Source organism: Roseburia sp. AM23-20 (assembly GCF_003470905.1).
GTDB classification, from domain to species: domain Bacteria; phylum Bacillota; class Clostridia; order Lachnospirales; family Lachnospiraceae; genus Roseburia; species Roseburia rectibacter.
On the sequence record NZ_QRHS01000001.1, the window covers coordinates 535,207 to 561,649 of the forward strand.

Consider the following 26,443-nt stretch of genomic DNA (forward strand, 5'->3'; position numbering starts at 1 on the left):
TTACTGTTCTCGCTCTTCTAACGGCACGTACACTTTCTCCGGCATAATGCTCCGGTATGCAGGACGAATGATCTTATCCATATTTACCAGTTCTTCCATACGATGTGCACTCCATCCGACAATACGGGCGATCGCAAAGATCGGTGTATAAAGTTCTAACGGAATGTCTAACATGCTGTATACAAATCCACTGTAAAAATCAACATTTGCTGAAACTCCTTTGTAAATATGACGTTTTTCTGCGATCACTTCCGGTGCAAGATTCTCCACCATACTGTAAAGTGCAAAATCTTTTTCCCTTCCCTTTGCCACAGCAAGCCGTTCCACAAAACTTTTGAACACGCGTGCTCTCGGATCAGAAAGCGAATAAACGGCATGGCCCATGCCATAGATCAGGCCTTTGCGGTCAAATGCCTGTTTGTCAACAAGCTGCTCTAAGTAGTTTTTAACTTCATCCCTGTCTCCCCAGTCCTTTACATGGCTTCTCATATCATCCATCATTTCTACAACCTTGATATTGGCACCACCGTGTTTTGGTCCTTTCAGGGAAGAAAGTGCTGCTGCCATGACAGAATATGTATCAGATCCGGAGGATGTTACAACTCTTGTTGTAAATGTAGAGTTATTTCCTCCACCATGCTCCATATGAAGCACCAGTGCTATATCGAGCACGCGCGCTTCCAGTTCCGTGTATGCCTTATCCGGTCGGAGCATAAGAAGCAGATTCTCTGCTGCAGACAGCCCCTCCTGCGGACGATGGATATAAAGGCTGTCATCACAGATATAATGGTTATATGCATGGTAGCCGTATACCGCAAGCATCGGAAATACACTGATCAGTTTGATACACTGTTCTAACTGTGTATGAAGTTCCTGGTCTGCGATCGTCTCATCATAGGAAGCAAGTGTCAGCACACTTCTTGTCAGTGAATTCATGATATCCTTGCTCGGTGCCTTCATAATGACATCTCTGGTAAAGTTTGTCGGAAGCTGTCTGCACTCTTCGAGCATGCTCTTGAATGCTCCTAATTTTGCAGTATCCGGCAGTTCACCAAACAAAAGAAGATATGCCACTTCCTCAAATCCAAAACGTTTCCCTTCAAATCCCTGGATCAGATCGATCACATTATAACCACGGTACCAGAGCTGTCCGTCACACGGAATCTTTTTTCCATTTTCTGTTTTAAATGCATCAATTCTTGAGATATTGCTGATTCCTGCAAGTACACCGGTTCCATCTACGTCCCTTAAACCACGTTTTACACCGAACTCTTTAAACAGCTCCGGCGGGATCCTGTCGTTACGTTCACATATCATCATCAGTTCTTCCGTTTCTTTTCCAAAATCTCCATATTGGTTCATACCCCATCCTCCTGTTCTGCCTGAATGTTTTTCATAATCTTACCCATTACACGCTTTAAGCAGCTGCGTTCTTCTTCTGTCACTCCCGCAAACAGACGTTCCAAAATATCCGCCCGGATCTGCTCAAATTCTTCCAGCACAGGTTTTGCCTTACCAGTCATGCGAATGTGTATCCTTCTGTGGTCTTCCTCATCTGCGATCAGTTCAATATAACCATGCTGCTTTAAATTATCCACTGATTTCGAAATATGAGCCTTGGACAAATGCTGTATCTCGATCAGATCCTTTGCAGTATCTTTCTGCTTTTCATGGGAAATCAGATAAAGGATATCCAGTTCCACGTGACGCAGTCCATAGGTCTCCATCAGCCGTTCACACGCCTGCTCGATCACTTTTCTCATCTGCTGGTTGGTTCCAAACAATTCATACTCACTGTACATCATCCCTGCTCCACATTCTTTTTCTTATGGCAAATATTTTTTCACTGTTTTGCGGTTTGGATTAGTTCATTAATGAACTTTCTAATACTTATGTTACCCCTTTTTCTAAAATGTGTCAAATTAATAATTTATGAACTTATGTAAATGTTGTTGTCCACACATACTGTACAACCAACAGCGATTATCAAAAAAATACCGGACTGCATTCATCCGCAATCCGGTACTTTTTTCATTTACAACAGCAGCTCTGCAAGTTTATCATGCAATTCTGCTATTTCGTCTCTGTTTCTTCTATTTCCAATGTCTCTGTATCATTTGGCACCACTGTTGCTGTTTCTGTTTCCTCCACGGCTTCTGACGGTTCTTCTGTTTCCGTATCATCGGATTTTGCTGTCAGCTCCTCAATACTTTTATCAAATCCGGTTGCTGTTGCACTGTCTACAACATAGATAGTATCACTTTCACCTGTTTTTAAATAATACTCATTCGTGATCTCATTCTGACTTCCAATATAGATAGTGGTAAGTCCGGCATCCGTTTTTAGTGTAATCGTATTAGAAGGATCATCCAGTCCAAAATCAGTAAGACTGTCGTACTCTGTAACCTCATCTGTCGCTGTGATCTTCGCTGCTTTTTTCAGAAGTGTCTCTAATGCACTTTCATCAATATCAACGGACTGATCATCGTCATAAATCCATTCCGTTCCATTTTTTGTAAAGGAAAGCGTTGTTCCATCCAGCACATAAGAAAATTGTGTGATATCAGAAACTTCAATATCTGTTACCGTTATCTTTTCTGCCTCCGTCTTTGCTTCCTCTTTTTCTTCCTGCTTTTTACTGTAAAAATGAACACCTATATAGGCAAGGATCAGTAATATCAGCAAAATGACCAGAATGACCATCTGTTTTTTCTGTTTCTGCATTATTTTTTCCTCCTTACTGCCCAGATCACAACTCCAATGACGATCAGAACAACCGGTATAAAAATGCTTGCCACCAGTCCGCCGATAATCGTGGAAATTGATGTGATCGTGATCGTGCTCATCTTATAATCTTTTACCGGAATGACGCTGGTATCATTATCTGCTCCCCCGGTCAGATTCGTCACGATATCCGTAAACATGGATACGTTGCTTCCTGATACGATCTGATCCGTAGAATCCGTAAACAATTCCATGGAACCAATGGCAACAATCTGGGACGATGTATCATCTACTGTTTTTTCTGCAGCAAGTGCGATCGTAAACGGACCTTCAATATCTCCATCCTCTTTTTCAGAAGTTGTCGCGTTGCCGGCATCAATTTTCGAAACAGACTTATCCGTTGTCTGTAACAGCGCTGTGTATGTCACATCATCGGAAGATCCGTCATAACTGAACGCCTCACTGTACGGTGCAAAAATATATTTGCCGCTGACAGATGATGTATAATCACTGCTCTCTACTTCCGGAAGCAGATAATACGGAATGTTATTATAATAGTAGGAACTGTCATTTTCCATGACAATACCGTCCACACGCTCAATGCCATACGCTTTTAAAATACTTTCAAAATTTGTCAGATCCTTGTACTGGAAATTTGTCGTGATCAGTGCCTTTCCACCTTTTTCCAGATAATCTGTCACTTTCTTTGCATCATCTGCTGAAAAGTCTGATGTTGGTGCATTGATAATGATCGCCGATGCATCCTCAGGCACTGCATCTTCTTTTAACAATGTCAGCTCTGTGAGTGTCATATTGGCTTTTTCAACTGCCTCAGTAAATCCACCGGACAGTGCAGTTTCACCATGTCCTGTAATCTCATAAACAACCGGCAGTTCACTTGAATCTTTTGTCACATACTGGAGTGCACTTGTGATCTGTCCCTCTGCATCATATCCGTCAAGACTTCTTGTATAAGAAGAATAATCATAGGAATATTCATAAATATCATTATAATCGATCACCCTCGAACGTGCATCGCTCACCACTATCAGACTGTTTGAGGTCGGTGCTTCCGTCGTATATTTCTGGAAAAATGTCGGGTTTGTTGACGGGTTGATATAGCTTACTTTTATATGGTCAGACAGATCCTCATAACGCTGCAGCGTTTCGGAAAGTGTACTGTCCGCATTTTTCTCTGCTGCAAGCACATAAATATTAACGTCCGAATCAAGCGTCTTTAAGTAATCTTTTGTTGTATCTGTAATAGAATATAACTTTGTAGATGTCGCATCGATCGCTGTGGCTGTGGATGGCAGTTCATCTGCCACCAGGTTCACAACAACTGCGATTGCAAAAGCAACAACGATCATACCAATTGAGAACGCACCCGGTGCGATCTTTTTTGTGCTGACAGAATATCTGCGTTTCTGGATCAGCTGGCAGCTTAAAAACAGGCAGATCCCGATCACAGACAGGAAATAAATAACGCCTGTAAGATCCAGACAGCCGTTCATAAATTTATCCAGCGGCGTATAAAGATCATATGCATTTAATATTTTTGTCAGAATATTACCGCTCTGCGAGATCATACTGGTAATACTTGACATCATATAACCCAGAAACAGTGCTGCAAACCCTAAAACTGCTGCAATAACCTGGCTTTCGGTTACAACCGACATCAGCATACCGACCGAAATGCACGCACTGCCATACAGCCAGAATCCTAAGATAGCAACATAGCTTTCTCCAAGCGGAACCGAGCCATAAATTGATAAAAATAATGGTGTCAGTGCAACGATGACCATAGCAATGGAAAATACTCCGACCATGGCAAGATATTTGCCAAACACGATCTTACCAAGCGGAACAGGAGATGTCAGCATCAGCTGATCGGTTCTTGTATGCCTCTCCTCCGCAAAACTGCGCATCGTAAGTACCGGTACTGCGATCATAACAATAAATGCGACTGCCGAAAGTGAATACGATACGTAAGGCGAACCGGATCTTAAATTATAAGCATAAAAATATAAACCATATAAAGCAAGTACCGCCGCTATGAAAAGCCATCCCACCACAGTCTGGAAATAGGATCTGATCTCACGTTTAAAAATTGCAAACATTATTTTGTTCCTCCTTCCTGTGCGGTAAGTTCAAGGAATACATCCTCTAAGGACTTCGATGCTGCTTTCATCTCTAAGATCGGCATATGATGTTCCACACAGGTGTGATAAATTGCTTCCCTTACATCCGCATCTTTTTTTGCTGTCACAAGAAGCCCTACTGTACCATCCTCTTTCGCCTCTGTTTTTTCACACCGTTCTACCTGTGCAATCTCGCGGATTGCCGTCTCTGCCTCATTTTCTTCCGCTTTCAGCAAAAGTTCAATCTCCTGTGCACCAGTCATCCGCTCCAGCAGATTCTCTGTCGAATCACTGGCAACCAGTTTTCCATGAGAGATAATAAATACATGATCACAGACAGCAGAGATTTCAGACAAAATATGAGAACTGAGTATAATTGTATGTTTCTTTCCAAGTTCTCTGATGAGATCCCTGATCTCAATGATCTGTTTCGGGTCTAATCCTACCGTCGGTTCATCTAAGATCAGTATTTCCGGATATCCAAGTACCGCCTGTGCAAAACCGACTCTCTGACGGTAACCTTTTGACAGGTTGCGGATCAATCTTCCTGATACTTCCTCCGTTCTTGTAATTTTCATGGCTTCTTTCACATAACCTGCCCGCAGGCTCTTATCTAATTTCTTTAATTCAGCCACAAAATCCAGATATTCTTTTACCGTCATATCCATATAAAGAGGCGGCAACTCCGGCAGATACCCCACACACTTTTTTGCTTTCTCCGGCTGTTTTAACACATCAAATCCGTTGATTTTTACCTCACCGCCTGTTGCTGCAAGGTAGCCGGTAATAATGTTCATCGTTGTTGATTTTCCGGCACCATTCGGTCCTAAAAAGCCGTAAATTCTGCCAGGCTCTACTGTGAGCGACAAATCATCAACGGCGACATGACTGCCGTATTTTTTTACCAGATGATTGATTTCAATCACGTTTTTCTCCTCCTTATTCCATTCCCTAAATATTACTTTATAAGGGTAACGTGTAATTGTGTTTAAAAGTGGATGAATCTGTGATAAAAGTGTGAACGTAAAAACAAAGAGCCATCTCCACATCTGTGAAAACAGCTCTTTGTTTTATATGCCCTTATAACAGGCAGGATCATGTAAATTCTTACACAACACCGTATGTTTTTAATTTTTCCAAGGCTTCCTGATACGTTGTAAATAATACCGTATGAATCCCCCGCGCTTCTGCTGCCTCGACATTCTCCCTGCGGTCATCTAAAAATACACATTCATCTGCCGTCAGTTTAAATTTGTCCAGCAGAGTCTGATAGATTTCCGGTTCCGGCTTGATCTGGTGAACTTCAAAGGAGAACACCTGACCGTCTACATCTTCTAAGAACGACAGTGCTTCCGTAGTGTGCTCATAAGTCCATTTTCCATAATTAGAAAGGATATATACATGATAACCTTTCTTTTTCAGTTCCTGAATCCATGCACGTGAATATTCATACTGGTAAATCGCCATTCCAACATTGTCCCAGAACATACGGATCTCTTTTTCGTAGTCCGGTGCATTCTGAACAAATACCACAAGCTGTTCATCAGAATCTAGAACACTGCGGTCTGATTCATTCCATGCATCCGAATAAACAGTCGCATTCCCAACTGCTTCCTCCGTCTTTTCATCAAAACCTAACTTCTGAAATGCCGCATGTGGATCCCAGTTGACCAGCACCATGCCTACATCAAAAATAATATTTTTTATCATACCAGATATCCTTTTTCTTATTTGGTGCGGTAAATGATGTCATCTCTTCCCGGTCCGTTTGATACCATGGTGATCGGGTATCCGATCTGCTCCTCGATAAATTCTACATATTTTCTGCAGTTTTCCGGAAGATCCTCGTATTTTTTGATTCCGCGGATATCGCATTTCCATCCCGGAAGTTTCTTTAATACCGGTTTTGCCTTCTCTAATTTTGCAGTTGTCGGGAAATCTGTGGTCACTTCTCCGTCGATCTCATAGCCAACGCATACCGGGATCTCATCTAAGTATCCAAGTACATCAAGTACCGTGAATGCAACATCTGTTGTTCCCTGCAGACGGCAGCCATATTTACTTGCCACACAATCGAACCATCCCATACGTCTCGGACGTCCTGTAGTCGCACCGAACTCACCGCCGTCACCACCACGTCTTCTAAGCTCATCTGCCTCATCACCGAAGATCTCGCTGACAAATGCACCTGCTCCGACTGCAGAAGAATATGCCTTACATACTGTTACGATCTGTTTGATCTCATATGGCGGGATACCTGCTCCGATCGCACCGTAAGCTGCTAATGTAGAAGAAGATGTAACCATCGGGTAAATTCCGTGATCAGGATCTTTTAAAGTACCAAGCTGTCCCTCTAATAAAATAGTCTTGCCTTCTTTGATTGCCTGATCAAGATAAGAAGAAACGTCACATACATAAGGTGCGATAGTATCGCGGTACTCATGCAATGTCTCTAATAATTCATCCGGATTGATCAGTGGTTTATGATATAAATGCTCTAAGAGTACATTCTTTGTCTCTGCAATACGGACAACCTTTTCTTTTAACAGTTCCTCATCGAATAACTCGCTGACCTGGAAACCGATCTTTGCATATTTATCAGAATAAAATGGTGCGATACCTGACTTTGTGGAACCGAAAGATTTACCGCCTAAACGCTCTTCCTCATACTGGTCAAATAAAATGTGATAAGGCATCACCATCTGTGCACGGTCGGAAACTAAAATCTTTGGCTTCGGAACGCCTTTCTCCACGATAGACTGGATTTCTTTCATAAGTACCGGAATGTTTAAAGCGACACCATTGCCGATCACGCTTGTGGTGTGTCCGTAAAATACGCCTGACGGTAATGTGTGAAGTGCAAACTTTCCGTAATCATTTACGATCGTATGACCTGCATTTGCACCACCCTGGAAACGTACGATAATATCTGCTTCCTTTGCAAGCATATCTGTAATCTTTCCTTTTCCTTCATCGCCCCAGTTGGCTCCAACGACTGCTTTTACCATTTGAATATCCTCCTAGTTTTTCTATGCTATTCCTGTCCGGAAAAAAAGGTGGCAGCGTAAAAACTGTCACCCATTCCCTGTTTTTACTTACTGATTATACATGATGTTTTTCTATAAGTAAAATTAATATTCTTTATATCTGATATAATCATTCATTATGTGAATTTATAAAAGTCCTTTTAAAAGCTTTGCCGCAGCCGCAGACATCGGGATCCTCTCATTTAACACGATACAGAATTTCCGTGCCGGAATCTCTTTTTCAAACTGCAGCTTAAAAAGTCTGCCATCCTCCTCATACTCTTTTGCAAATTCTTCCATCACACTTGCGATCCCGAGATTACGGAGCGCAAACTGAATCAGCATATCACTGGTGGCAAGTTCAAATTCCGGGGACACCGTCACACCTTCTTCCCTTAAAAATGCCTCCACATAATGTCTCGTTGAGGTGCTTCCCTCTAAACACATCAGGGGGTATTCCGAAAGTTCTTTGTATTTCATCTTTTTCCCACAGAGCTCTTTATATTTTTTCCCTGCTACAAAAACATCCCGGATCTCTTTGACCGGAATGATCTTAAGCCAGCCCTGCGGTTCAACCGGAGAACTTACGATTCCAAAATCAATTCTGCCATCTGCAAGATGCTGCAGGGTTTCCGGTGTCGGCGCATTTGTCACGGTTACCCGGATATTAGGATATTTTTCATGAAACCGCTCCAGATAAGGCAGCAGATAATATTTTAGCGTCATATCACTTGCACCGATGCAGATCTCTCCTTTTTCAAGATTGAGCATCTCAAGAAGCCTCCTCTCCCCGGAAAGAATTGCCTCGTAGCCGCGCTCCACATAAGAAAAAAGCATCTCCCCTTCCTTTGTCAGGCGAACTCCCTTTGCCGTCCTTACAAATAATGCACAGCCAAGATCTTTTTCTAAATGTTTGATTGCCTGACTGACCGCAGGCTGTGAGATAGAAAGTTTTTCTGCCGCCAGAGTAATGCTTTTCTGCTTTGCTGTATAATAAAATATCTTATAGTATTCCAAATTAATATCCATTTTAATCCTCATTTCCGGGCAACTTGTTGTGAAGGAGCTGTCCATTTTTAAAATTAGGAAAAAAGTCATATTTTCCGCTTGTATTTCTGATTTTCCTGACGTATACTAAGCCTTACATGTTTATTATCATACCAAAGTTTGAAAGGAGTTTCCAGTAGCATGACAAAAGATATGACCACCGGCAGTTCACTTAAAATTATACTGCTTTTTTCTATTCCGGTTTTATTAGGGAATCTGTTCCAGCAATTTTATAATATGGTAGACACGATCATCGTGGGAAGATATCTCGGTGAAGAAGCACTTGCCGCCGTTGGTTCTACCGGATGCATCATGTTTCTGGTGCTCGGATTTGCAACCGGTATCGCACAGGGATTTGGCGTCATGATATCACACGCTTTCGGTGCAAAAGATTTTCGTTTGTTAAAACACTATGTTGCGCTCTCTCTGATCTTAACCGTGATCGTTTCGGCAATCCTCACAATTCCGACTGTTGCGGCATCCCGTCTGTTTTTAGTCTGGATGCACACACCGGATAATATACTTTCCATGGCAGATGCCTATATCAAAGTTATTTTTGCAGGTATCATCTTAACGATGCTCTACAATGTGGCAGCCGGTATTTTAAGGGGAATCGGGGACAGCAAAACACCGCTTTACTTCCTGATTTTTTCTTCTATATTAAATGTGGTACTGGATCTTTTATTTATTGTGATACTAAAAGCAGGGACCGCCGGTGCCGCCTATGCCACCATCATTGCGCAGGGAATCTCCGCAATTTTATGTTTTATCCATATGTTCCGGCAGTTTGAGATCCTTCGCACAACAAAAGCGGATTATTATCTGGATCGCCCGGGTGTCATTAACATGCTCTCGATCGGTATCCCAATGGCATTAAATTACTCCATCACCGCCATTGGAACCATGATCCTGCAGAGTGCTGTCAACGTGTTTGGTTCCAGTGTGGTTGCTTCCTTTACAGCTGCCTCTAAGGTCAACAATATCGCAACTCAGACCATGCCGACGCTCGGTACCGCCATGGCAACCTACTGTGGTCAGAATCTCGGTGCAGGAAAATACAACCGTATTTTCGACGGTATGCGCAAAGGATTTTTCATCTGTATCGCTGCAGCAGCCATCGGTGCTGCCATCTGTATTTTCGGTGGAGAATTTATCGTAAGCTGGTTTGTAAGCAATCCTTCCGATGAGATTTTCTCCTACGCCATGATGTATTTAAAAACAGTGAGCTGGTTTTTTCTCCCGCTTGCCATGATCTTTTTATACCGCAATGCCTTACAGGGATTAGGCGAAGGACTTGTTCCAATGTTGAGTGGCGTGATCGAGCTGGTATGCCGCTTTGTTGCGATCGCACTCCTGCAGAAACCACTCGGTTATCAGGGGATCTGCCTTGCTGATCCTGCTGCCTGGGTGGGCGCCGGTATTCCTCTGATGATCACTTATATCATATGGAAACATAAAAAAATCAAACTGCACGGTCATACTTTATCATGATCCTAAACAATATAATCTAAATCAGACACTTAGATTTTTCTTATTTTCAGGCAATGGGAAGAATAGGAATGTATTAAATAAAAATCGGTTGAAAACTAAATTTCTTATGAAATTCAGTCTCCAACCGATTTTCTTATATATTTTTTACTTTCTTTTATTTTCTGATTACTCTTCCAGTTCCGGAATCTTTCTTGAACATGCCACTGCTAATGCTCCCGGTCCGATATGGCAGGAAATACTAAGTGAAAGCGGATCCATACGGATCTCCATGCCTGGAAATGCTTCCTGCACTTCTTTCTTAAAGTTCTCTGCCGCTTCCAAGTCATGCGTGTATGCCATCTCAAGATACATATGCTCTCCGGCTGGATCTTTGAAGCGGTTGGCAAAATCGTTCTTCATTGCCTCGATCATCATGCTCTTTGCCTGTTTTACAGTTCTTGCCTTGGCAAATGCGTCTAATTTTTCCCCCTGGATCTGAAGTACCGGTTTTAACTTTAACAATGTTCCGAGTGCTGCAGCCGCCGGTGTGATCCTGCCGCCCTTTTTCAGATAATAAAGTGTGTCCACCATAATATAAATAGACGATTCAAATTTATCCCGCTCTAAGATCTCTTTAATTTCAGATGCAGATCTTCCCTGTTTCGAAAGTGCGATCGCGTCTAAAACGGACTGCCGCTGTGTAACAGAAATTCTCTGATTGTTAACCACCTGTACCTTTCCATCGTAATCCTGTGAAAGCATAATGGCAGTCTCACAGGAACCGCTGAGTCCGGATGACATTGGAATATGCACGATCTCATCATACTCTTTTAACAGTTCATCCCAGGTGTCTGTGACATTTCCTACAAGTGGCATGGATGTATGGATGTCTGTCTTCTCAGATAGCATCTGGTAAAATTCTTCCTGTGACAGATCAATATCTTCATACAGTGTCTTATCTCCCACAAAAAAAGGCATCGGCATCACGGTAATTCCAAGTTCTTTTGCCATACTCTGTGTGATTCCACTATTGCTGTCTGATACGATTGCTACGTTGCTCATGAAAAATGTTCCCCCTTATAATGTCTCCGAACGTTTTTTGATGTTTTCTTTGAAGTTGATCACCTCATGCTCGTACTCTTCATTCATGTACTCTGATTTGATCATAAAATCTGCAGATGCTTTATTGTTTGCGATTGGGATATCATATACCTGTGCAATACGAAGCAATGCCTTTACATCAGGATCATGTGGCTGTGCAGTCAATGGATCAGAGAAGAAAATGACAAAGTCAACTTTTCCCTCAACGATCTTTGCTCCGATCTGCTGATCTCCACCAAGAGGACCGCTGTTATATCCACGAACCGGGAGTCCTGTCTGATCCGTGATCATGCGTGCCGTGGTTCCTGTTCCACAAAGGAAATGATTTTTCAAGATTTCTTTATTTGTTTCGCACCATGCGATCAGCTCTGCCTTTTTATTGTCATGCGCGATCAGTGCTATATTTTTCTGTTTTCCAATGGTCAGTGTTACATAATTTTCATTCATATGCGCCATCCTCCGTTATCTGTCTGTGCCTGTATCTATTGCATACCAATTCAATTTTTCTGCAATACATATCGTTAAGTATAACATATTTTTCTTCGTTCTTCCACAAAAAAATAATAGAATGACCGGTGTTCACCCATACTGTGTGACCAGTAGCGATATGTGAACACCAGCCATTCTATTATTATGATACGAAATCTTTTATTCCGGCAGCTTTACTTTTCCATCCAGTATCATTTTCACAAACGCCGTATCCCGGATGACCCATGGATCTTTCGCCATCCGCATATTCGTTTCATATACTGTTTCCGGCTGCTCCCATCTGAGGTAATACCCTTTTGCCACTTCACTTGGAGTCAGATGAAGTTCTCCTTCTTTCTCTGACACCTTACAATAAAAGAAATATGAATGGCAGATATATTTACAGGACGGATCAAATATGTCACGGCGCATCTCAAGGATTTCTCCCAGTTCATGCCATGAATCCTCTAAAACTGTAAGTCCGGTTTCCTCACTGATCTCGCGTTTCAGGGTTTCTGACAACTTCTCCCCCTCTTCCATTCCACCGCCCGGCATCTTATATTCGCCATCCGTACTGCACTGCATTGCAATCTTTCCATCCCGGAAGATTACTCCACGCACATTATATTTCTCATATACCTTCGTTGTGTCATCATAATTTTTCTCATCAAAAACAGCAAGCACTTCCATCTTTTCTGCCTCCGTATTCTGCAGCTTAGGGCCGTATTTTTATCATATATTAAAATGTCTGATATTGTGTGCAAGCATATCTGCCATATTACGCAGATTTTCTGTGGAATCTTCAATATTTTGAAAGCTGTCCGTTATTTCGGTAATAGATGCACTCGTCTGCATAGTTCCCTCAACGTTCTGCTGTGCAATCTCCGACAGGGAATCGATGACATCTATGATCTCTGCTCTTGCACTCTCTAATTTTCTTGTCCGGCTCTCAATCTGACGGATCCGTTCGATAGATGCATCAATCTCACCCATGACACCGTTTACCATCTGTTCCGTACTCTCAATATGCATATTTTGTTTTTCAATAATTTCCTGTGTCCTGCCCATCGTCTCAACCACACGTTCGGAATTTGCGATCAAAGTATTTACAATTTCACCTATATTACCGCTCGCCGTATCGGACTGTTCTGCAAGTTTCTGTATCTCTGATGCCACAACTGCAAAACCTTTTCCCGCTTCACCTGCGCGTGCAGCTTCAATGCTTGCATTTAAAGAAAGCAGGTTTGTCTGGGACGCGATTTCAGAAATAAACTGTGATGCATTCTGAATATTCTGTGCCGAGATATTCGTCTGTTTCGTCTGGTCTGCGATCGTTGCAACAGCCTCCTTTACCTCTTCGCTGATACGTTTTAATTCATCGATCGTAACAACTGCTGCATCGCTTGACTGCTTCATCTGATCTGCACTGTCATTCAGCTCATCTGCTGCCTTTCCTGTCTCAATGATCAGATTTCCCATATATTTCACATTATCTGACGCCTTCTTCGCATCCTCTGCCTGTAAATTTGCACCGTTTGTAACAGAATCAACGGTTGCCTCCACCTCACGCATTCCATCATAAGTCTGATGGGAGGTATCTTCTAACGTATTGGATGCCTCCATCAGCATATCCGTACTTTCCTTGATACCCTTAATGATCTTTAGCAGCTCATTCTGCAGATTCTGTATTGCTTTCGTCAGATCACCGACTTCATCTTTCCGCTCTAAAATTTTACTGTCAAACGCTACATCAAGATGTCCTGCTGACACTTCCTGCACACTGGCGATTCCCTTTTTTAATGCACGTGTAATGGAAGTTGCGCTGATCTCCACGATTATAATACAGATGACAAGTACCACAAGTACGATCGCTACGATCGTATTGATGATCTTTATGACGCTGTTGGATATTTTCTCTTTTTCTGCACCTGCGAATACCATTCCGACCGGAGTACTGCTGTCACCTTTCTGATAGACTGGAACGTAGTATCCGTAGTAAATCGTACCATCCATGGATACATTATCGCTGAAATACCCCTCGCCGCCATTTAATACTTTTTCAACAATTTTATCCCCCGCCGGACTTCCTAATATCCTGTTATCATTTTTGTCAACTGCGGAGGTCATGATTCTCTGCGATCCGTAGAAAAATGTTACATCCATCCCGGACTCCTGTTTAATCGTATCAACCAGTTTTTCCGACTGGGAAATATTATAACTTCCTTTCCAGATATCCCCATTTTCTGCCTGTAAATAAGTTCCTGCATTCTGGTCATAAGCGGCCTGCGTTGCGATCGCAGTTCCCTTTAACGAATTTTCCACCTGATCAATGATCACACCTTTTACGATCGTTGATGCGATCAGAAGGATAATCCCGCCTAACAGGAGCAGTGGAATCAAAGAACAGAGTAAAACTTTTTTCCGAATTGTTAATTTCATAATTTTATCCTCCCCTAGTCCACAATCACAACGTTTTTATAATACCAGTCGATGCCGCCGGTAATCGTTGCATCATCTAAGGTTCCATTCTCTGTTCCAACCGTCTCCCCTGTATTGGTCTCCATCACCCCATCAAAAACATTATTGCTTCCACTTAGGATCTCTGCTGTCGCTTCATCCACCTTCTCCTGCGTACCCTCGGCCGCAAAAGATGCCAGATTCGTCAGCTGTACGAGTCCCTCTGCCATACCTCCATAATAATTTGAGCCATCCCAGGTTCCGTTTATGATGCTCTTAACCGCTGAAGTATAATATGCACTCCAGTTCCAGATCACACTCGTTAAGCAGGCATCCGGCGTCTCCTTACTCATATCAGAGTTGTAACCAATTCCATAATCACCGCGTTCCTGTGCTAAAGTCTGAGGGTATGACGTATCACAGTGCTGTGCCATCACATCGCACCCCATATCCAAAAGCTGCTCGGACGCCGCCTTTTCCTTATCCGGATCATACCAGCTGTTTGTAACTGCCACATAGATCTTTGCATCAGGGTTTACAGATGCAACCCCGATTGCAAATGCATCGATTCCTCCTGTCACCTCCGAGTTTGATGAATCCTGTGCCGCCACATAACCGATCTTATTCGACTTTGTATTCATACCTGCTACGATACCACTCAAATATCTTACCTGATAGATGCGGCCGAAATAATTATTAAAATTCTTTCCATTTGACATATAGCCGGTTCCATGTGAGAAATAGATATCCGGATATTTTTCCGCCATCTCTGCCGTCACTTCCATATAACCCCAGCTGGTTGTAAAAATAATATTACATCCATCCGAAATACAGACTTCAATTGCCTCCTCCGTTGCTTTTGCATCTGAATCGTCCACAATTTTTCTCTCGATCTGATCATCGCTTAATCCCAGATTTTCCTGCATTCCCACGATGCCCAGATCATGTGTGTAAGAATATCCGCTCCCCTCATCCGGGTCTGAGATATAAAGTACACCAACTTTTATATCTTCTTTGGCAATTCCTGCTGTACCTGATGTCTGTCCCGTTTCCGACTGCGAACTGCCGCTGCCGTTTCCGGCTGCTTCCGTCGTTAAATAACCATCGTTTGTTGCATGATCATCCGGCGTACCACCTGTTTTTCCGCCGCATCCTGCAAGTATGCCTGTCACTGCAAACAATACAATCAGCTTTCCAACTCTTTTTCCTTTCATCCTTTGTTCTCCTCATCACAAATTTTCACAACAACTTTGTTTCATTATACAAAACAGGAGAACATTTGTAAATAAATCTTGGTTTTATAACAATAAATTGATACTTTTGACCTATTTTTCTGAAAATACTCTTTGGGCATGCAGATAAGACAGATTAAATGTCCGGAGTGTCACAGGCTGGTTCATTCTGTTATTTTCCTGCATATATTCCCACTTCCAGTTATACATTTCATCCCCATAATAAATGTTTTCCGGATGATCTTTTAAGTACTCTGCGATCACAGGTGCCGCATCGGTTGATAAGCATGAGAGATAACTGTAATCTCCCGCGGCATTTCCATTTTCAATCTGCGCCAGATCATAGGCGGCAATCCCAGCATCCACATGGGCAAAGGCAAACAGCACATAACTGATGCACACAACCGCCATTCCATACGTAAACAACGGGAACCTGCGGTTCCAGATATAACAGATCGTTCCTGCCATAAGAAACGCGATCACTGCCAGCACCGTCAGTACAACAACACGCAGAAATGTAAGCTGATATGCCCTGATATACAGGATCATTCGCCATGCGCTTGATGCCGTCATAATCATCGTACATACGGAGATCACAGTCCAGACGATATCTGCTGCCCTGCTCCTCTGAAAGAAATGTTCCATTACAAGAACTGTTCCAAGATTTAAGATGCATACCAAAAGAAGCTGAAAAAATCCCTGTCTTGCATATTCGGCATAGGTAACTCCTTCCGGAAGCTCCCCGCCACCGCCAAACAGATATATGATCTGTATGCCGCAGAATACAACATATAATACTGCAACCAGGACTGTTACCGTAAGCATCGCTGTCGTTTCTGTAAAAATTTTTGTTTTCCTGTCCTGCCGTTCTTTTCTATATGCCGAATATCTGACACCACAGTAAGATGAAATAAAACCAAAGCATAACATGCAGCAAATTCCTGCCAGATTTGCCGGAATCCTGATTCCTGCAAAAAATTTTGTGATCATACTTGAAAATACCAGATCTGCTGACACTAACAATCCACCGATCAGAAGAACCACCGGTATTGCTATTGCAATTCCGATCAGGATCTCACGCACTTTTCCATTTTCCTTCTTCTCACGTAAACGGATAAAATCGTTTCCATCACCAAATGGTCTTGTAATACTGCTAATCGCTCCACATACAGCATTTACTCCACTGCACAGATACTCCCAAAAATCCCATTGATTTTTATCTGCCAGATTTCGTATAAGGAAGCACACTGTGAATGCAAAAATCCAGCAATAATTCATCCAGATAATCCACTCATTTCCGGTCGTAAATGTATTGACCGCCAGAATCAGCATATATGCAGCGAAAAATATTGTTGTGTTAAAAATTTTCCTTTCTTTTACCGTTTTAACGATGTAACAAATATATCCGATCGTTGCCGCAACCCACAGAAGCACTGCAGCTCCTGTCATATTTTTGTAAATACAGACCGTATAGATCAGTGCGTAAACAAAACTTGCCGGCGCAAGTTTCTTAAAAATCTCCGCATTTTCTTTCTGTTGCTGTTTTCTTTTTTCCTGCCACTGCGCTTTTTGCTCCTCGTAACTGACTGTAAGATTCTGATCCATTTTTTATGCTCCCTTCTCTTCTTCCTTCTCCAATAAACTGTCATGTTCCCGCTTCATCTTTCCATAACCTGTTATGATTCCGCTTCATTTCACACAAAACGTTAAGTTTCCTCATCTGTTTTAACATATTCTAAAATATCTCCCGGCTGGCAGTCCAATGCCCGGCAGATCTTGTTTAAAGTGTCCACTTTGATTGCTTTTGCCTTTCCATTTTTCAGTATGGAAATATTTGCCATTGTAATGCCTACTTTTTCCGAAAGTTCGGTCACACTCATTTTCCGTTTTGCAAGCATTACATCTATATTTATGATAATTGCCATTTTTCTCTCCTTCACTATATCATGTGCAAAATCAGCACATGATCCAATTCGTCGTTCGTCAATCATACAAGCATGTTGACTCTCTTGCTCTCATTATATCGTAAGTTCATTTTCCTGTTTTAATTCATAAGCCTTCAGAATCAGATGTGATAATGCTGCTGCCAAAATGGATATCATAACTGAAATCAAAACCGCAGTAATCATAAAAATACTGACTCCCGGCTGTCTGACTGCTAAAAATACCAGAAAAACAATTCCTGCAAACCACACAACCGCAAGCAGTAATGCGAAATGGCTGATATTTCGAAAACATCTTGCATTTTCTTTCGAGAATGAATTATCTTTTCCAATCTGCACACATACTTTCCAGAACTGGTACAGAATCGCATAACAGATCACCCCTATGCACCAGCCGTACAACAGTCCCGGCATAAAAAGATACGCCAGTGTTTCATCCGCATCTCTCCATGATATCGCAAGTACCGGCATAATATACAGAAAAAACACCGCTCCCATCAGTGCCAGTACAATTGTGATTGCTTTTAACCATCGTGAAATTTCTTTTTGCTGCATAAATACTTCTCCTTTTTCTGATTCATTTTTCAATTCAGCTTTCAAGTTTTTGACTGCAAAAATGCTGAATCCAAACTTGCTTCTTCCTGCATTTTATTATACACATATATTTTATTTTTTGCAATATGTTTTTATCGTATATCAATAAAGTTTTATTATAAAATAATATTTGTACTTTTTCATCCTTTTTCGTCAGAACAAATAAAATCCCCTATAAACAGCCAGATGCTACCTGCCACCTGTTTTTCTGTTTATAGAGGATTTTGTTATTTACCGCTCATTGCATTATTTTTTAATCCGATATCATCGTTGATTATTCCTTAAATATTTTTTCCACTTCTTCTATAGTTTTATCAACATCTTCGGCAATCTTTTCTGTAGAATAACCCAATCTGTACATATTCCGAATAACGTCGTCTTTATCTGCTCGATTATAAATATTGTTCTATTTCTGAGAGTGTTTTTCCAGTTGCGTCTATGATTTTTTCTATTGGGAAGCCGGACTTAATCATATTGTGAATCATTTCTGCCATAGCTTCTTCTCTGCCTATTTCAATTCCTTCGTTTTTGCCTTCCTCTTTACCAGCTTCATATTCTGCCTTTCGGAGTTTCTTTTCTTCCCATTCTTTATCATACTCTAATATACTTACCATCTTTTCTCCTTTTTACGCTGTCTTTTGCGCATAACAAGTTTGGACGTAAGTACAAACTTGCATGTGAAAAATCTCATTTTTCACATTACCTCCGAGCGATTCTTCCGCAAGAAATCGACTAAGATTCCTTCTTTGATGCATTCCGTGATTGCCCTTTCAACTGCATCATTCAGATTCAGCGCTGATGCATATTTTCGGACTCTCGCAACATAAATGGCATATTCCTTCAATGTCTGACACTGTTCCATCAGGTCTTTGTTGTGTCCTTCGTTCACATTCAGCATCAGAACTTTTAACTCTAAATCCGGCTCTCCAGCCAGATGCTCATATGCCTCAGACAAACGCAGTTCGACCCGGTCGTCCACTGCATCCGTTCCATTATAAAACACCATAAACTTCGGTGCCGGAATCTTCTGCAGCTTTGACAAATACAGTGACTTATCGTTCACAAACTGCTGATACTCAATCCCAATATAGATCAGATCCCGCAATGGTATATTGGGATTGATCGTTGACTGATGTTCATAGAGATAAATATTCGTCTCTAACATAAATGCCAGGTCATTTTTCATTCCCATATAGATTGCGTTTTCCAACGTGACGATCTTAAGGGCTTCCGCATTCTGATAATGGTTTCCGGTCACTGCGTTGTACAGGGATAAGAGATTCTCTTTCTCTGAGAACAGCATGCGGAATACAGTGTCTTTGTACTGACGGTTGGCTGTCGGTATCTTTTCTGATACCTGTGTGCTCTTCTTCATATTCGGTTCCTCCTGTGTGCAGGAGGCTCATCCAGATCTCCCGCTTTTCATTTTTGTGGATAAAAAGCATAGATTTCTGAAATGTTTTTTTGAATTTTAGACGGATGTATACATCCTGATAGTCATACAGACAGAATTGCCGGATTCGTAATTATAGCACCGGATAGATGTCTGCATCGTAGAAATATGCTTTGAGTTATTTTATCATACGTCATCCTTAGTATGCAACTCATTTGAATTTTCTTGTGCAATTTACACAAAAAGCGCTGCTGTTCGCACCTGTAATGCAGGCAACGGCAGTTAAGCCGCACCTACACCATACACGCCCGCGCATTATAAGTTCCCGATATTTCCGGCAGTTCTGACATCACAGTCAATTCTAAAATATCTCCCGACGCCCACACAAGAATCGTTTCTTTTTGAACCGGAGTAAGTCCGGTTTTTGAAACACTCGCGGAAGATTCCATGGAACACCCTTCCATGGAACAATATTTCACAGAACAACATTCCATGGAATACGCCGTAGAGCATTGATTTCCACCCGGACTGCTGCCTGCGTTTCGACTTTCCTGTGACATACCAGTACTTATCATAAGCTCCGCATGCGAACCCCTTCTCTGCTCTTCCGATCCATTTGACAATCTTATTTCCGGTACGACCGGCATATCCTGCACATTCTGTGCAGGCGGCACAGACCGTGTTCCGGATACCATCGATTCTTTTGGCTTGTGCGCATCACAGTTTTTTGTGACAGTCTCTTTTTGCCGCTCCACTTCATCACATTTTTTCGGATCCAGATCTTTTTTTCTCCGCTTTATGCGCACGACCCGAGGTGCTTTTACCGTCTCAATATACAGTACCCTTTCTTTCTGTTGCATCTTATCTAACAAAATCTCAAGAAAAATCGTACCATAATAATTCCTCCGGTATCTCTCCTGTTCCCTGAATTCGGACTGCACCCATTCTTCTTTTGCGGTCTTTTTTATTCTGACAGAGTCATCCCCATAAAACTGCTCTGTCATTATGCCTTACTGTTATAATAGCCATTGTTATAATAACTGCTGCTATTTTGTGTGCCGTTTGTATAGCGTGCATAACGGTTATAGTTACTGCTCGCCGTCACATTTGATTTTTCGAGTTCCGTCACCTTTTCTTTTGCATATTTGCTGATCTGTCCTGACAGATCTGACACTTTTTCGGCAAACCCATCTTCACCGGCAAACATTTTCTTTATCTGGCTGATGTCGGCTGCCTTTAATTTCTTTTCATCCAGCTCTAATGTTCCGTCACCATTTATCGTAATTCCGATCTCACGGAGTTCTTTATTTTCCGCATTTGCATAATTCTTCAGCTTTTTGGCAAAATTTGAATCCACGCTGTCGCCGGACTGTGTAAGACGTTTCATCAGATAATTATAGTCATTTACAAATGACTCTATATGATCTGTCACATTCTCTTTCACTTTTGCCTCATCTTCCCCGTCAAATACAGAAGTACCATCTGTTTTTAAAAACTTCCCCAACCGTTTTTCCACACGTTCCGCAGCCGTCTCCATTCCACTGTATAAAAGTGTCTGGTCTCTGTTTGCGATCAACTGCGCCGCAGATGATGTTTTCCCACTATTTGCATTTAATTTTGAAAGAAGCTGACTGATCGACTGACCCGAACTTCCTGAAATACTCTTTTTTGTTCTCTGCTGTTTTGTCGAAAATATTCTTGTCTTTGCAATACGGTTCATCCGCGCACGCACAATGGTGCTGTTTAATCTGTTCCCAACTCTCATACTCATTTTCCCCATTTCACAACTCATTTTATAACAGATAAGCGCTCCCCCGGAGGGTTCAGTATAAAAATACATTTTTCACACGCAAGATCTGTGCTTACGCACAAACTTGAAATGCGCTGGAAAGCAACGCAAAAATGGCGCCTGTTTCCCGGTTATTTCATTCCTTGAAAATCAGACGCCATCCTTAGCTTTCTTCTGTTATATCATTTATATCGTCACAAATTAAAAATACTTTACAAAAAAATTCTTGACACTCCTCTTGTACTATTGTATTATTTCATTAGTACAAAGAAACGAGGTGATACGATGGCATGGAACCTTAATTCCGACCGCCCTATTTTCATACAGATCGTAGAGCGGATCGAAATGGACATCATTTCCGGCAAATATAAACCCGGAGACAAACTGCCTTCCGTCCGTGATCTTGCTGCCGAAGCAGCGGTAAACCCAAATACGATGCAGAAGGCTTTTTCAGAACTTGAACGAACCGGTCTTGTTTTCTCACAACGGACAACAGGACGCTTTATTACGGAGGACACTTCCATGATCGATGAATTAAAATCAACACTTGCAAAAGATAAAATTACAGAACTGCTCTCATTTATGCAGCAGCTCGGCTTTCAGGAAAATGAAATTCTGGCTATGATCGATCAGACCATGAAAGGAGAAAAATGATGGACACATTACTTGAATGTAAAGATCTTACGAAAAAGTTTGGCAATAAAACTGCGATCGATCACATTGATCTTTCGATCGAAAGTGGTCATATCATAGGACTTCTCGGTCCAAACGGCAGTGGAAAAACAACACTGATTAAAATGATCAACGGACTTTTAACCCCGACTTCCGGCACACTCTATTACAAAGAAAATCCGATCGGTGTCGAGAGTAAACGCCACATTTCCTACCTGCCGGATCACACTTACCTGAACATGAACCAGCGTGTGAAAGAAGTCATCGCTTTCTTTCAGGACTTTTATGAAGATTTCGACAGGGAACGCGCCTACGATATGCTGCAAAAACTGAATATTAATCCAAATGATTCTCTAAAAAGCATGTCAAAAGGAACCAAAGAGAAGGTACAGCTTATCCTTGTCATGAGCCGGAAAGCGGAATTATATATTTTAGATGAGCCGATCGCGGGTGTCGATCCTGCTGCAAGAGATTATATTTTAGATGTGATCTTAACCAATTATGATCCGTCTGCTTCTATCCTGATCTCCACACATCTGATCGCTGATATCGAAAATATTTTAGATCAGGTCGTTTTTATCCAGAATGGACAGATCCGTCTTTCCTCTTCCGTTGATGATATCCGCGCCGAGGAAGGCAAATCCATCGATGCACTGTTCCGGGAGGTATTCAGATGTTAGGAAAATTATTGAAATACGAATTTAAAAACACATACAAATTAATGTTCATCATCTACGGCATCATGGCATTCGTCACCATTCTCGGCTGCATTGCCATGTACAGTAACAGTGATCCTGCAGGTATGACGAACCAGATACAGGAGATTTTCTTTACAGCAGCTATGGTATTTTATGTACTTGGTGTATTTGCACTTTTCGTGGTAAGCTACGTATATATGTGTGTTCATTTTTATAAAACCATGTATTCCGATCAGGGATACCTGACACACACACTGCCGGTTGGTCAGATGTCGACGTTCAATGTAAAACTGTTCGTTTCCTTTTGCTGGCTGATGTTATCCTTAATCATCCTGTTTCTGTCGATCATTTTCTTAGGCTGCGCAGCAAACAGAGGATTTTCGTTTGATTCAGACTTTTATATGGCTATGGCAGATTTCAAAAATCTGTTTGGCATACCATTTCATACCTTTATTATTTATATGATTCTTTCCATGATCATATCCTGCCTGCAGTATCTTCTGATGGTATTCGCCAGCGGTTCTATCGGCCAGCTTTTTACAAAACATAAAATAGGTGCTTCCATCGGTGCCGGAATTGTGTTTTACATGTTAGGTCAGATCGCAGCTTCCATCCTCATGGTACTTACCGGATATTTCGGTTTCATGAATAACATCAATGTCGCTGTCTATGATGTCTCTGAAAACGCTGCATTCGGTACAGCCTTTTCTTCTATGTTGCATTCCGGATTGCTCTTTTCGATCATCGAATGTGTGATTTTCTATATCGTGTGCATGGTTATTATTAAAAAACATCTGAATCTGGAATAACCGTTCATTCCAAAATCACTACTTTCACTTGAACAGCCGCTCCGTCTTTCAAACCGGGGCGGCTATTTCTTTATCTTGTTATTTCTTACCAAAGCATTATCCCATTTTATGCTGTCACCCGGTGTATCTTCTTTTTCAATACCAGCAGACTTCCACGCAGCCACTCCACAAATTTCGACAGATAACGTAAAACCGGTTCCGTTGCGATTGCAAATACCGCTGTCAGCATCATACACTGCATTGAGATATCCCTGATTGCGAACAGATGGCTGACAAATATCATGCAGAACAGCCATCCGGCAACCATTCCCACCATTAACACGCGGTGCCCGATTGTCATTGGTTTTGCGATCTGATATAAGATCATAAATCCAACAATGGCGACCAGGATCGTACAGGACGTTGATATATCTCCTTCGTTTACACCAAATTCCTGACAAAACAGCACCAGACTGCTGACAGCCAGAAAATCAGTAAGTCCGGCTGGCAACGCCTTTAATAATACATTTGTCATAAAATGTCCCTGTATACGGTCTTTATTCGGCTCTAACGCAAGCACAAAGGATGGTATGCCGATCGTAAACATACTGATCAATGATATCTGAGATGGTTCCAATGGATAATTGATCATAAAAATCATGGAAAATACTGCCAGCAGCATGGAAAATATGTTTTTTACCAGATATAAACTTGCTGAACGCTGAATATTGTTTACCACTCTTCTGCCTTCCATCACTACTGATGGCATCCTCGAAAAGTCATTATCCAGCAGCACAAGCTGCGCCACCTGTGATGCCGCCTCGCTCCCCGATGCCATCGCAATACTGCAGTCCGCATCCTTTAGTGCCAACACATCATTGACGCCATCGCCTGTCATGGCAACTGTTCTTCCCTGTGCTTTCAGTGCTTCCACAAATTTTAACTTCTGATCCGGTGTCACCCTGCCAAAAATCTGATATTTCATCACTGCCTGCGCAATGCTCTCATCCGTCGTCAGTGTGGAAGCATCCACGTAGTTATCTGCACCACAGATTCCGGCTTTTTGTGCAATCTCTGCAACTGTCTTTGGATTATCACCGGAAATTACCTTGATCTCAACACCTCTCTCTGTAAAATAGGAAAAGGTTTCCTTTGCCCCCTCTCTAATGGCATTTGTCAGCATGATAAATGCAACCGGCAATGCCTTTTCTGTAAGTTTCTGTCCGTCTAAAACTCCTTCGTATCTGCCATACACAAGGACACGATATCCTTTCTCACTGTATGCTTCAATTTTTTCTTTATAATGCTCATAATCTTCCCGAAGCACAAACTCTGGTGCCCCGATCAGATAACTGTCTCCCCCGGAAATGATTCCGCTGTACTTTGTTTTGGATGAAAATGCAAACACTTTGTCTGCTTTTTTTATATTCACGGTATTCCCTGTCTTAAAGTATGCTTTGACCGCCTCCATCGTTGCATTATCTGCATTCATGTTTACAGCAAATTCAGCGATTTTTTCTCTGACCTGTCGATATTTCTGTTCCTGTTCTTCCCTGTCTCCTGCATCGACATAAACCCTGGTACCATCATCTCCATCCGGAACCGTTTTCATCAGATCTTCTGTGAGAACAAAAGTATCTACCTCCATGTCAGGAACTGTGATCGTTCCCGTCTTGTCCACACAGAGTACATCCACTCTCGCTAGCGTCTCAATACATTTCATGTCGTGAATTAAAACCTGCTGTTTTGCCAGACGCATGGCACTTACCGCCATAGCAACGCTTGCTAACAGATAAAGTCCCTCCGGTATCATACCAAGGATCGCAGCCACCATGCTTGTTACACTGTCCCGCAAAGGAGTACCTGCATACACAAACTGCTGCACAAAAAGAACCACACCGATCGGAATGATTACAATACCAACTGCCTGTACCAGACGGTTTAAAGAACGGATCATATCTGACTGTTCCCCTTCTTTTGTCTGGGTTGCCCGATGGGTCAATTTCGATATGTAAGACTCTTCTCCAACCTTTGTCAGTCGTGCAAGACAGCTTCCTGACACCACAAAACTGCCGGACAGAAGTTCGTCCCCGCTTTTCTTTACGATCTCATCTGACTCACCGGTAAGAAGTGATTCATTGACATTTAACTGTCCGTTTAACACAACCGCATCCGCTGGTATCTGTCCACCCGCAGAAAGCTCCACAATATCATCCAGTACCAGTTCATCCGCGGGAATCTCCTTTTTACTGCCATCCCGGATCGCCCTTGTTTTAGGACTGTTTAAAATAGAAAGATCATCCAGTACTTTTTTAGAACGGATTTCCTGCACAATACCGATCAATGTATTTGCAATGATGATCGGAAGAAAAGTCAGGTCACGGAAAGCACCAACGCCGATTAACAATAACGCGATCACTAAAAATATCAGGTTAAAATATGTAAATACATTTGATTTTATAATTTCTTTTGTCGTCTTTGTAGCCGACTCTGCTTTTTTATTCCAGAGACCTTTTTCCATTCGCTCTGCCACCTGCTGTGCGGTCAGTCCCCGGATTGTTTCTGCCTGTTTCTGATTTTTGTTTTCTGTCACTGCTTTTTCTGCCTGTTTCTGCTTCTCGTTTTCTGCCATTTCTTTCTCTGTCTGGTTCACGTTTTCCTCCATATAGCCATACCTCTTAGTATTTACTCACTATCACTCTGGCGCATTTACAATTCATCATAACTTTGCTTACAAGTATAACCATTATTTTGAAAAAAAGTGGGTTTTAGGTAAGATTTAATGAATATTTTAGATGTGTTAAGAAACATTTATAAAAAAATTAGATATCTGATACAATTTCTAACAAAAAAGTACCGGATATCAGCTTTTTATCACTGATTCCGGCATTTTTCTTAAA

23 protein-coding genes and 1 pseudogene are annotated in these 26,443 nt (G+C 41.8%); 4 read left to right on the top strand and 20 right to left on the bottom strand.

Annotated elements, in window-relative coordinates; translation table 11 throughout:
- The 8 genes from DW650_RS02495 to DW650_RS02530 all read right to left on the bottom strand — a co-directional run bounded on the left by DW650_RS02495 (position 1) and on the right by DW650_RS02530 (position 8,920).
- Positions 1-1,362 carry a citrate/2-methylcitrate synthase gene (locus tag DW650_RS02495; protein ID WP_118208990.1) on the bottom strand — a complete coding sequence of 454 codons (1,362 nt, stop codon included), beginning with the start codon at positions 1,360-1,362 and terminating at the stop codon, positions 1-3.
- Positions 1,359-1,805 carry a MarR family winged helix-turn-helix transcriptional regulator gene (locus DW650_RS02500; RefSeq protein ID WP_241070969.1) on the bottom strand — a complete coding sequence of 149 codons (447 nt, stop codon included), beginning with the start codon at positions 1,803-1,805 and terminating at the stop codon, positions 1,359-1,361. Before DW650_RS02500 ends, DW650_RS02495 begins: the two co-directional genes overlap by 4 nt.
- A gap of 268 nt (positions 1,806-2,073) precedes the next feature.
- Entirely contained in the window at positions 2,074-2,724 is a 651-nt protein-coding gene (locus tag DW650_RS02505) for a DUF4340 domain-containing protein (protein WP_117919165.1), read from the bottom strand.
- The gene (locus DW650_RS02510; protein WP_117919163.1) at positions 2,724-4,844 is read right to left on the bottom strand and encodes a Gldg family protein; all 2,121 of its coding nucleotides are present in this window, start codon (positions 4,842-4,844) and stop codon (positions 2,724-2,726) included. The genes DW650_RS02505 and DW650_RS02510 overlap by 1 nt, the downstream gene beginning before the upstream one ends.
- Positions 4,844-5,791, bottom strand: a complete 948-nt coding sequence (locus DW650_RS02515) for an ABC transporter ATP-binding protein (RefSeq protein WP_118208991.1) — start codon at positions 5,789-5,791, stop codon at positions 4,844-4,846. Before DW650_RS02515 ends, DW650_RS02510 begins: the two co-directional genes overlap by 1 nt.
- Positions 5,792-5,972: 181 nt before the next feature.
- Entirely contained in the window at positions 5,973-6,575 is a 603-nt protein-coding gene (locus DW650_RS02520) for an HAD family hydrolase (protein WP_118208992.1), read from the bottom strand.
- A gap of 17 nt (positions 6,576-6,592) precedes the next feature.
- Complete coding sequence (locus DW650_RS02525) at positions 6,593-7,873, bottom strand: adenylosuccinate synthase (protein ID WP_117919157.1); 1,281 nt, start codon at positions 7,871-7,873, stop codon at positions 6,593-6,595.
- A gap of 165 nt (positions 7,874-8,038) precedes the next feature.
- Positions 8,039-8,920, bottom strand: a complete 882-nt coding sequence (locus DW650_RS02530) for a LysR family transcriptional regulator (protein ID WP_118208993.1) — start codon at positions 8,918-8,920, stop codon at positions 8,039-8,041.
- 159 nt (positions 8,921-9,079) lie between these two features.
- On the opposite strand from DW650_RS02530, the gene DW650_RS02535 reads away from it, so the two are divergent.
- Positions 9,080-10,429 carry an MATE family efflux transporter gene (locus DW650_RS02535; RefSeq protein WP_118208994.1) on the top strand — a complete coding sequence of 450 codons (1,350 nt, stop codon included), beginning with the start codon at positions 9,080-9,082 and terminating at the stop codon, positions 10,427-10,429.
- A gap of 165 nt (positions 10,430-10,594) precedes the next feature.
- On the opposite strand, the gene DW650_RS02540 is transcribed toward DW650_RS02535, so the two are convergent.
- The 11 genes and pseudogenes from DW650_RS02540 to DW650_RS02590 all read right to left on the bottom strand — a co-directional run bounded on the left by DW650_RS02540 (position 10,595) and on the right by DW650_RS02590 (position 21,361).
- Positions 10,595-11,470: a DegV family protein gene (locus DW650_RS02540; RefSeq protein WP_117919151.1), complete on the bottom strand. Its 876-nt coding sequence runs from the start codon at positions 11,468-11,470 to the stop codon at positions 10,595-10,597.
- A gap of 15 nt (positions 11,471-11,485) precedes the next feature.
- Positions 11,486-11,965 carry a methylglyoxal synthase gene (locus tag DW650_RS02545; protein ID WP_117919149.1) on the bottom strand — a complete coding sequence of 160 codons (480 nt, stop codon included), beginning with the start codon at positions 11,963-11,965 and terminating at the stop codon, positions 11,486-11,488.
- A gap of 192 nt (positions 11,966-12,157) precedes the next feature.
- Positions 12,158-12,667 (bottom strand): NUDIX hydrolase, encoded by a 510-nt coding sequence (locus tag DW650_RS02550; RefSeq protein WP_118208995.1) that lies wholly within the window; start codon positions 12,665-12,667, stop codon positions 12,158-12,160.
- Between the two features lie 42 nt (positions 12,668-12,709).
- Positions 12,710-14,416: a methyl-accepting chemotaxis protein gene (locus DW650_RS02555; protein WP_243102841.1), complete on the bottom strand. Its 1,707-nt coding sequence runs from the start codon at positions 14,414-14,416 to the stop codon at positions 12,710-12,712.
- A 14-nt stretch (positions 14,417-14,430) separates the two neighbouring features.
- Positions 14,431-15,648: a BMP family ABC transporter substrate-binding protein gene (locus DW650_RS02560; protein WP_118208997.1), complete on the bottom strand. Its 1,218-nt coding sequence runs from the start codon at positions 15,646-15,648 to the stop codon at positions 14,431-14,433.
- A 111-nt stretch (positions 15,649-15,759) separates the two neighbouring features.
- Positions 15,760-17,271 carry a DUF4153 domain-containing protein gene (locus DW650_RS02565; RefSeq protein WP_243102842.1) on the bottom strand — a complete coding sequence of 504 codons (1,512 nt, stop codon included), beginning with the start codon at positions 17,269-17,271 and terminating at the stop codon, positions 15,760-15,762.
- Between the two features lie 101 nt (positions 17,272-17,372).
- Positions 17,373-17,591 carry a helix-turn-helix domain-containing protein gene (locus tag DW650_RS02570; protein WP_117919141.1) on the bottom strand — a complete coding sequence of 73 codons (219 nt, stop codon included), beginning with the start codon at positions 17,589-17,591 and terminating at the stop codon, positions 17,373-17,375.
- A gap of 93 nt (positions 17,592-17,684) precedes the next feature.
- On the bottom strand, positions 17,685-18,164 hold the full coding sequence (locus DW650_RS02575) for a DUF2975 domain-containing protein (RefSeq protein ID WP_117919139.1): 480 nt from the start codon (positions 18,162-18,164) through the stop codon (positions 17,685-17,687).
- A gap of 431 nt (positions 18,165-18,595) precedes the next feature.
- Positions 18,596-19,578, bottom strand: a pseudogene (locus tag DW650_RS02580) (hypothetical protein).
- A 311-nt stretch (positions 19,579-19,889) separates the two neighbouring features.
- Positions 19,890-20,600, bottom strand: coding sequence for a hypothetical protein (locus DW650_RS02585; RefSeq protein WP_117919137.1), 711 nt, complete (start codon positions 20,598-20,600; stop codon positions 19,890-19,892).
- On the bottom strand, positions 20,600-21,361 hold the full coding sequence (locus DW650_RS02590; protein ID WP_241070967.1) for a flagellar filament capping protein FliD: 762 nt from the start codon (positions 21,359-21,361) through the stop codon (positions 20,600-20,602). Before DW650_RS02590 ends, DW650_RS02585 begins: the two co-directional genes overlap by 1 nt.
- 309 nt (positions 21,362-21,670) lie before the next feature.
- Between DW650_RS02590 and DW650_RS02595 the strand changes: the two genes are divergently transcribed.
- From DW650_RS02595 to DW650_RS02605, 3 genes are read left to right on the top strand one after another with little or no spacing between them, the layout of a single operon-like run.
- Entirely contained in the window at positions 21,671-22,039 is a 369-nt protein-coding gene (locus DW650_RS02595; RefSeq protein WP_117919133.1) for a GntR family transcriptional regulator, read from the top strand.
- Positions 22,039-22,737 carry an ABC transporter ATP-binding protein gene (locus DW650_RS02600; protein WP_199536174.1) on the top strand — a complete coding sequence of 233 codons (699 nt, stop codon included), beginning with the start codon at positions 22,039-22,041 and terminating at the stop codon, positions 22,735-22,737. Before DW650_RS02595 ends, DW650_RS02600 begins: the two co-directional genes overlap by 1 nt.
- Complete coding sequence (locus DW650_RS02605; protein WP_117919129.1) at positions 22,731-23,564, top strand: hypothetical protein; 834 nt, start codon at positions 22,731-22,733, stop codon at positions 23,562-23,564. The genes DW650_RS02600 and DW650_RS02605 overlap by 7 nt, the downstream gene beginning before the upstream one ends.
- A gap of 106 nt (positions 23,565-23,670) precedes the next feature.
- Here DW650_RS02605 and DW650_RS02610 read toward each other — a convergent pair whose 3' ends face one another.
- Positions 23,671-26,208 (bottom strand): cation-translocating P-type ATPase, encoded by a 2,538-nt coding sequence (locus tag DW650_RS02610; protein ID WP_118208998.1) that lies wholly within the window; start codon positions 26,206-26,208, stop codon positions 23,671-23,673.
- Positions 26,209-26,443 lie beyond the last annotated feature (235 nt).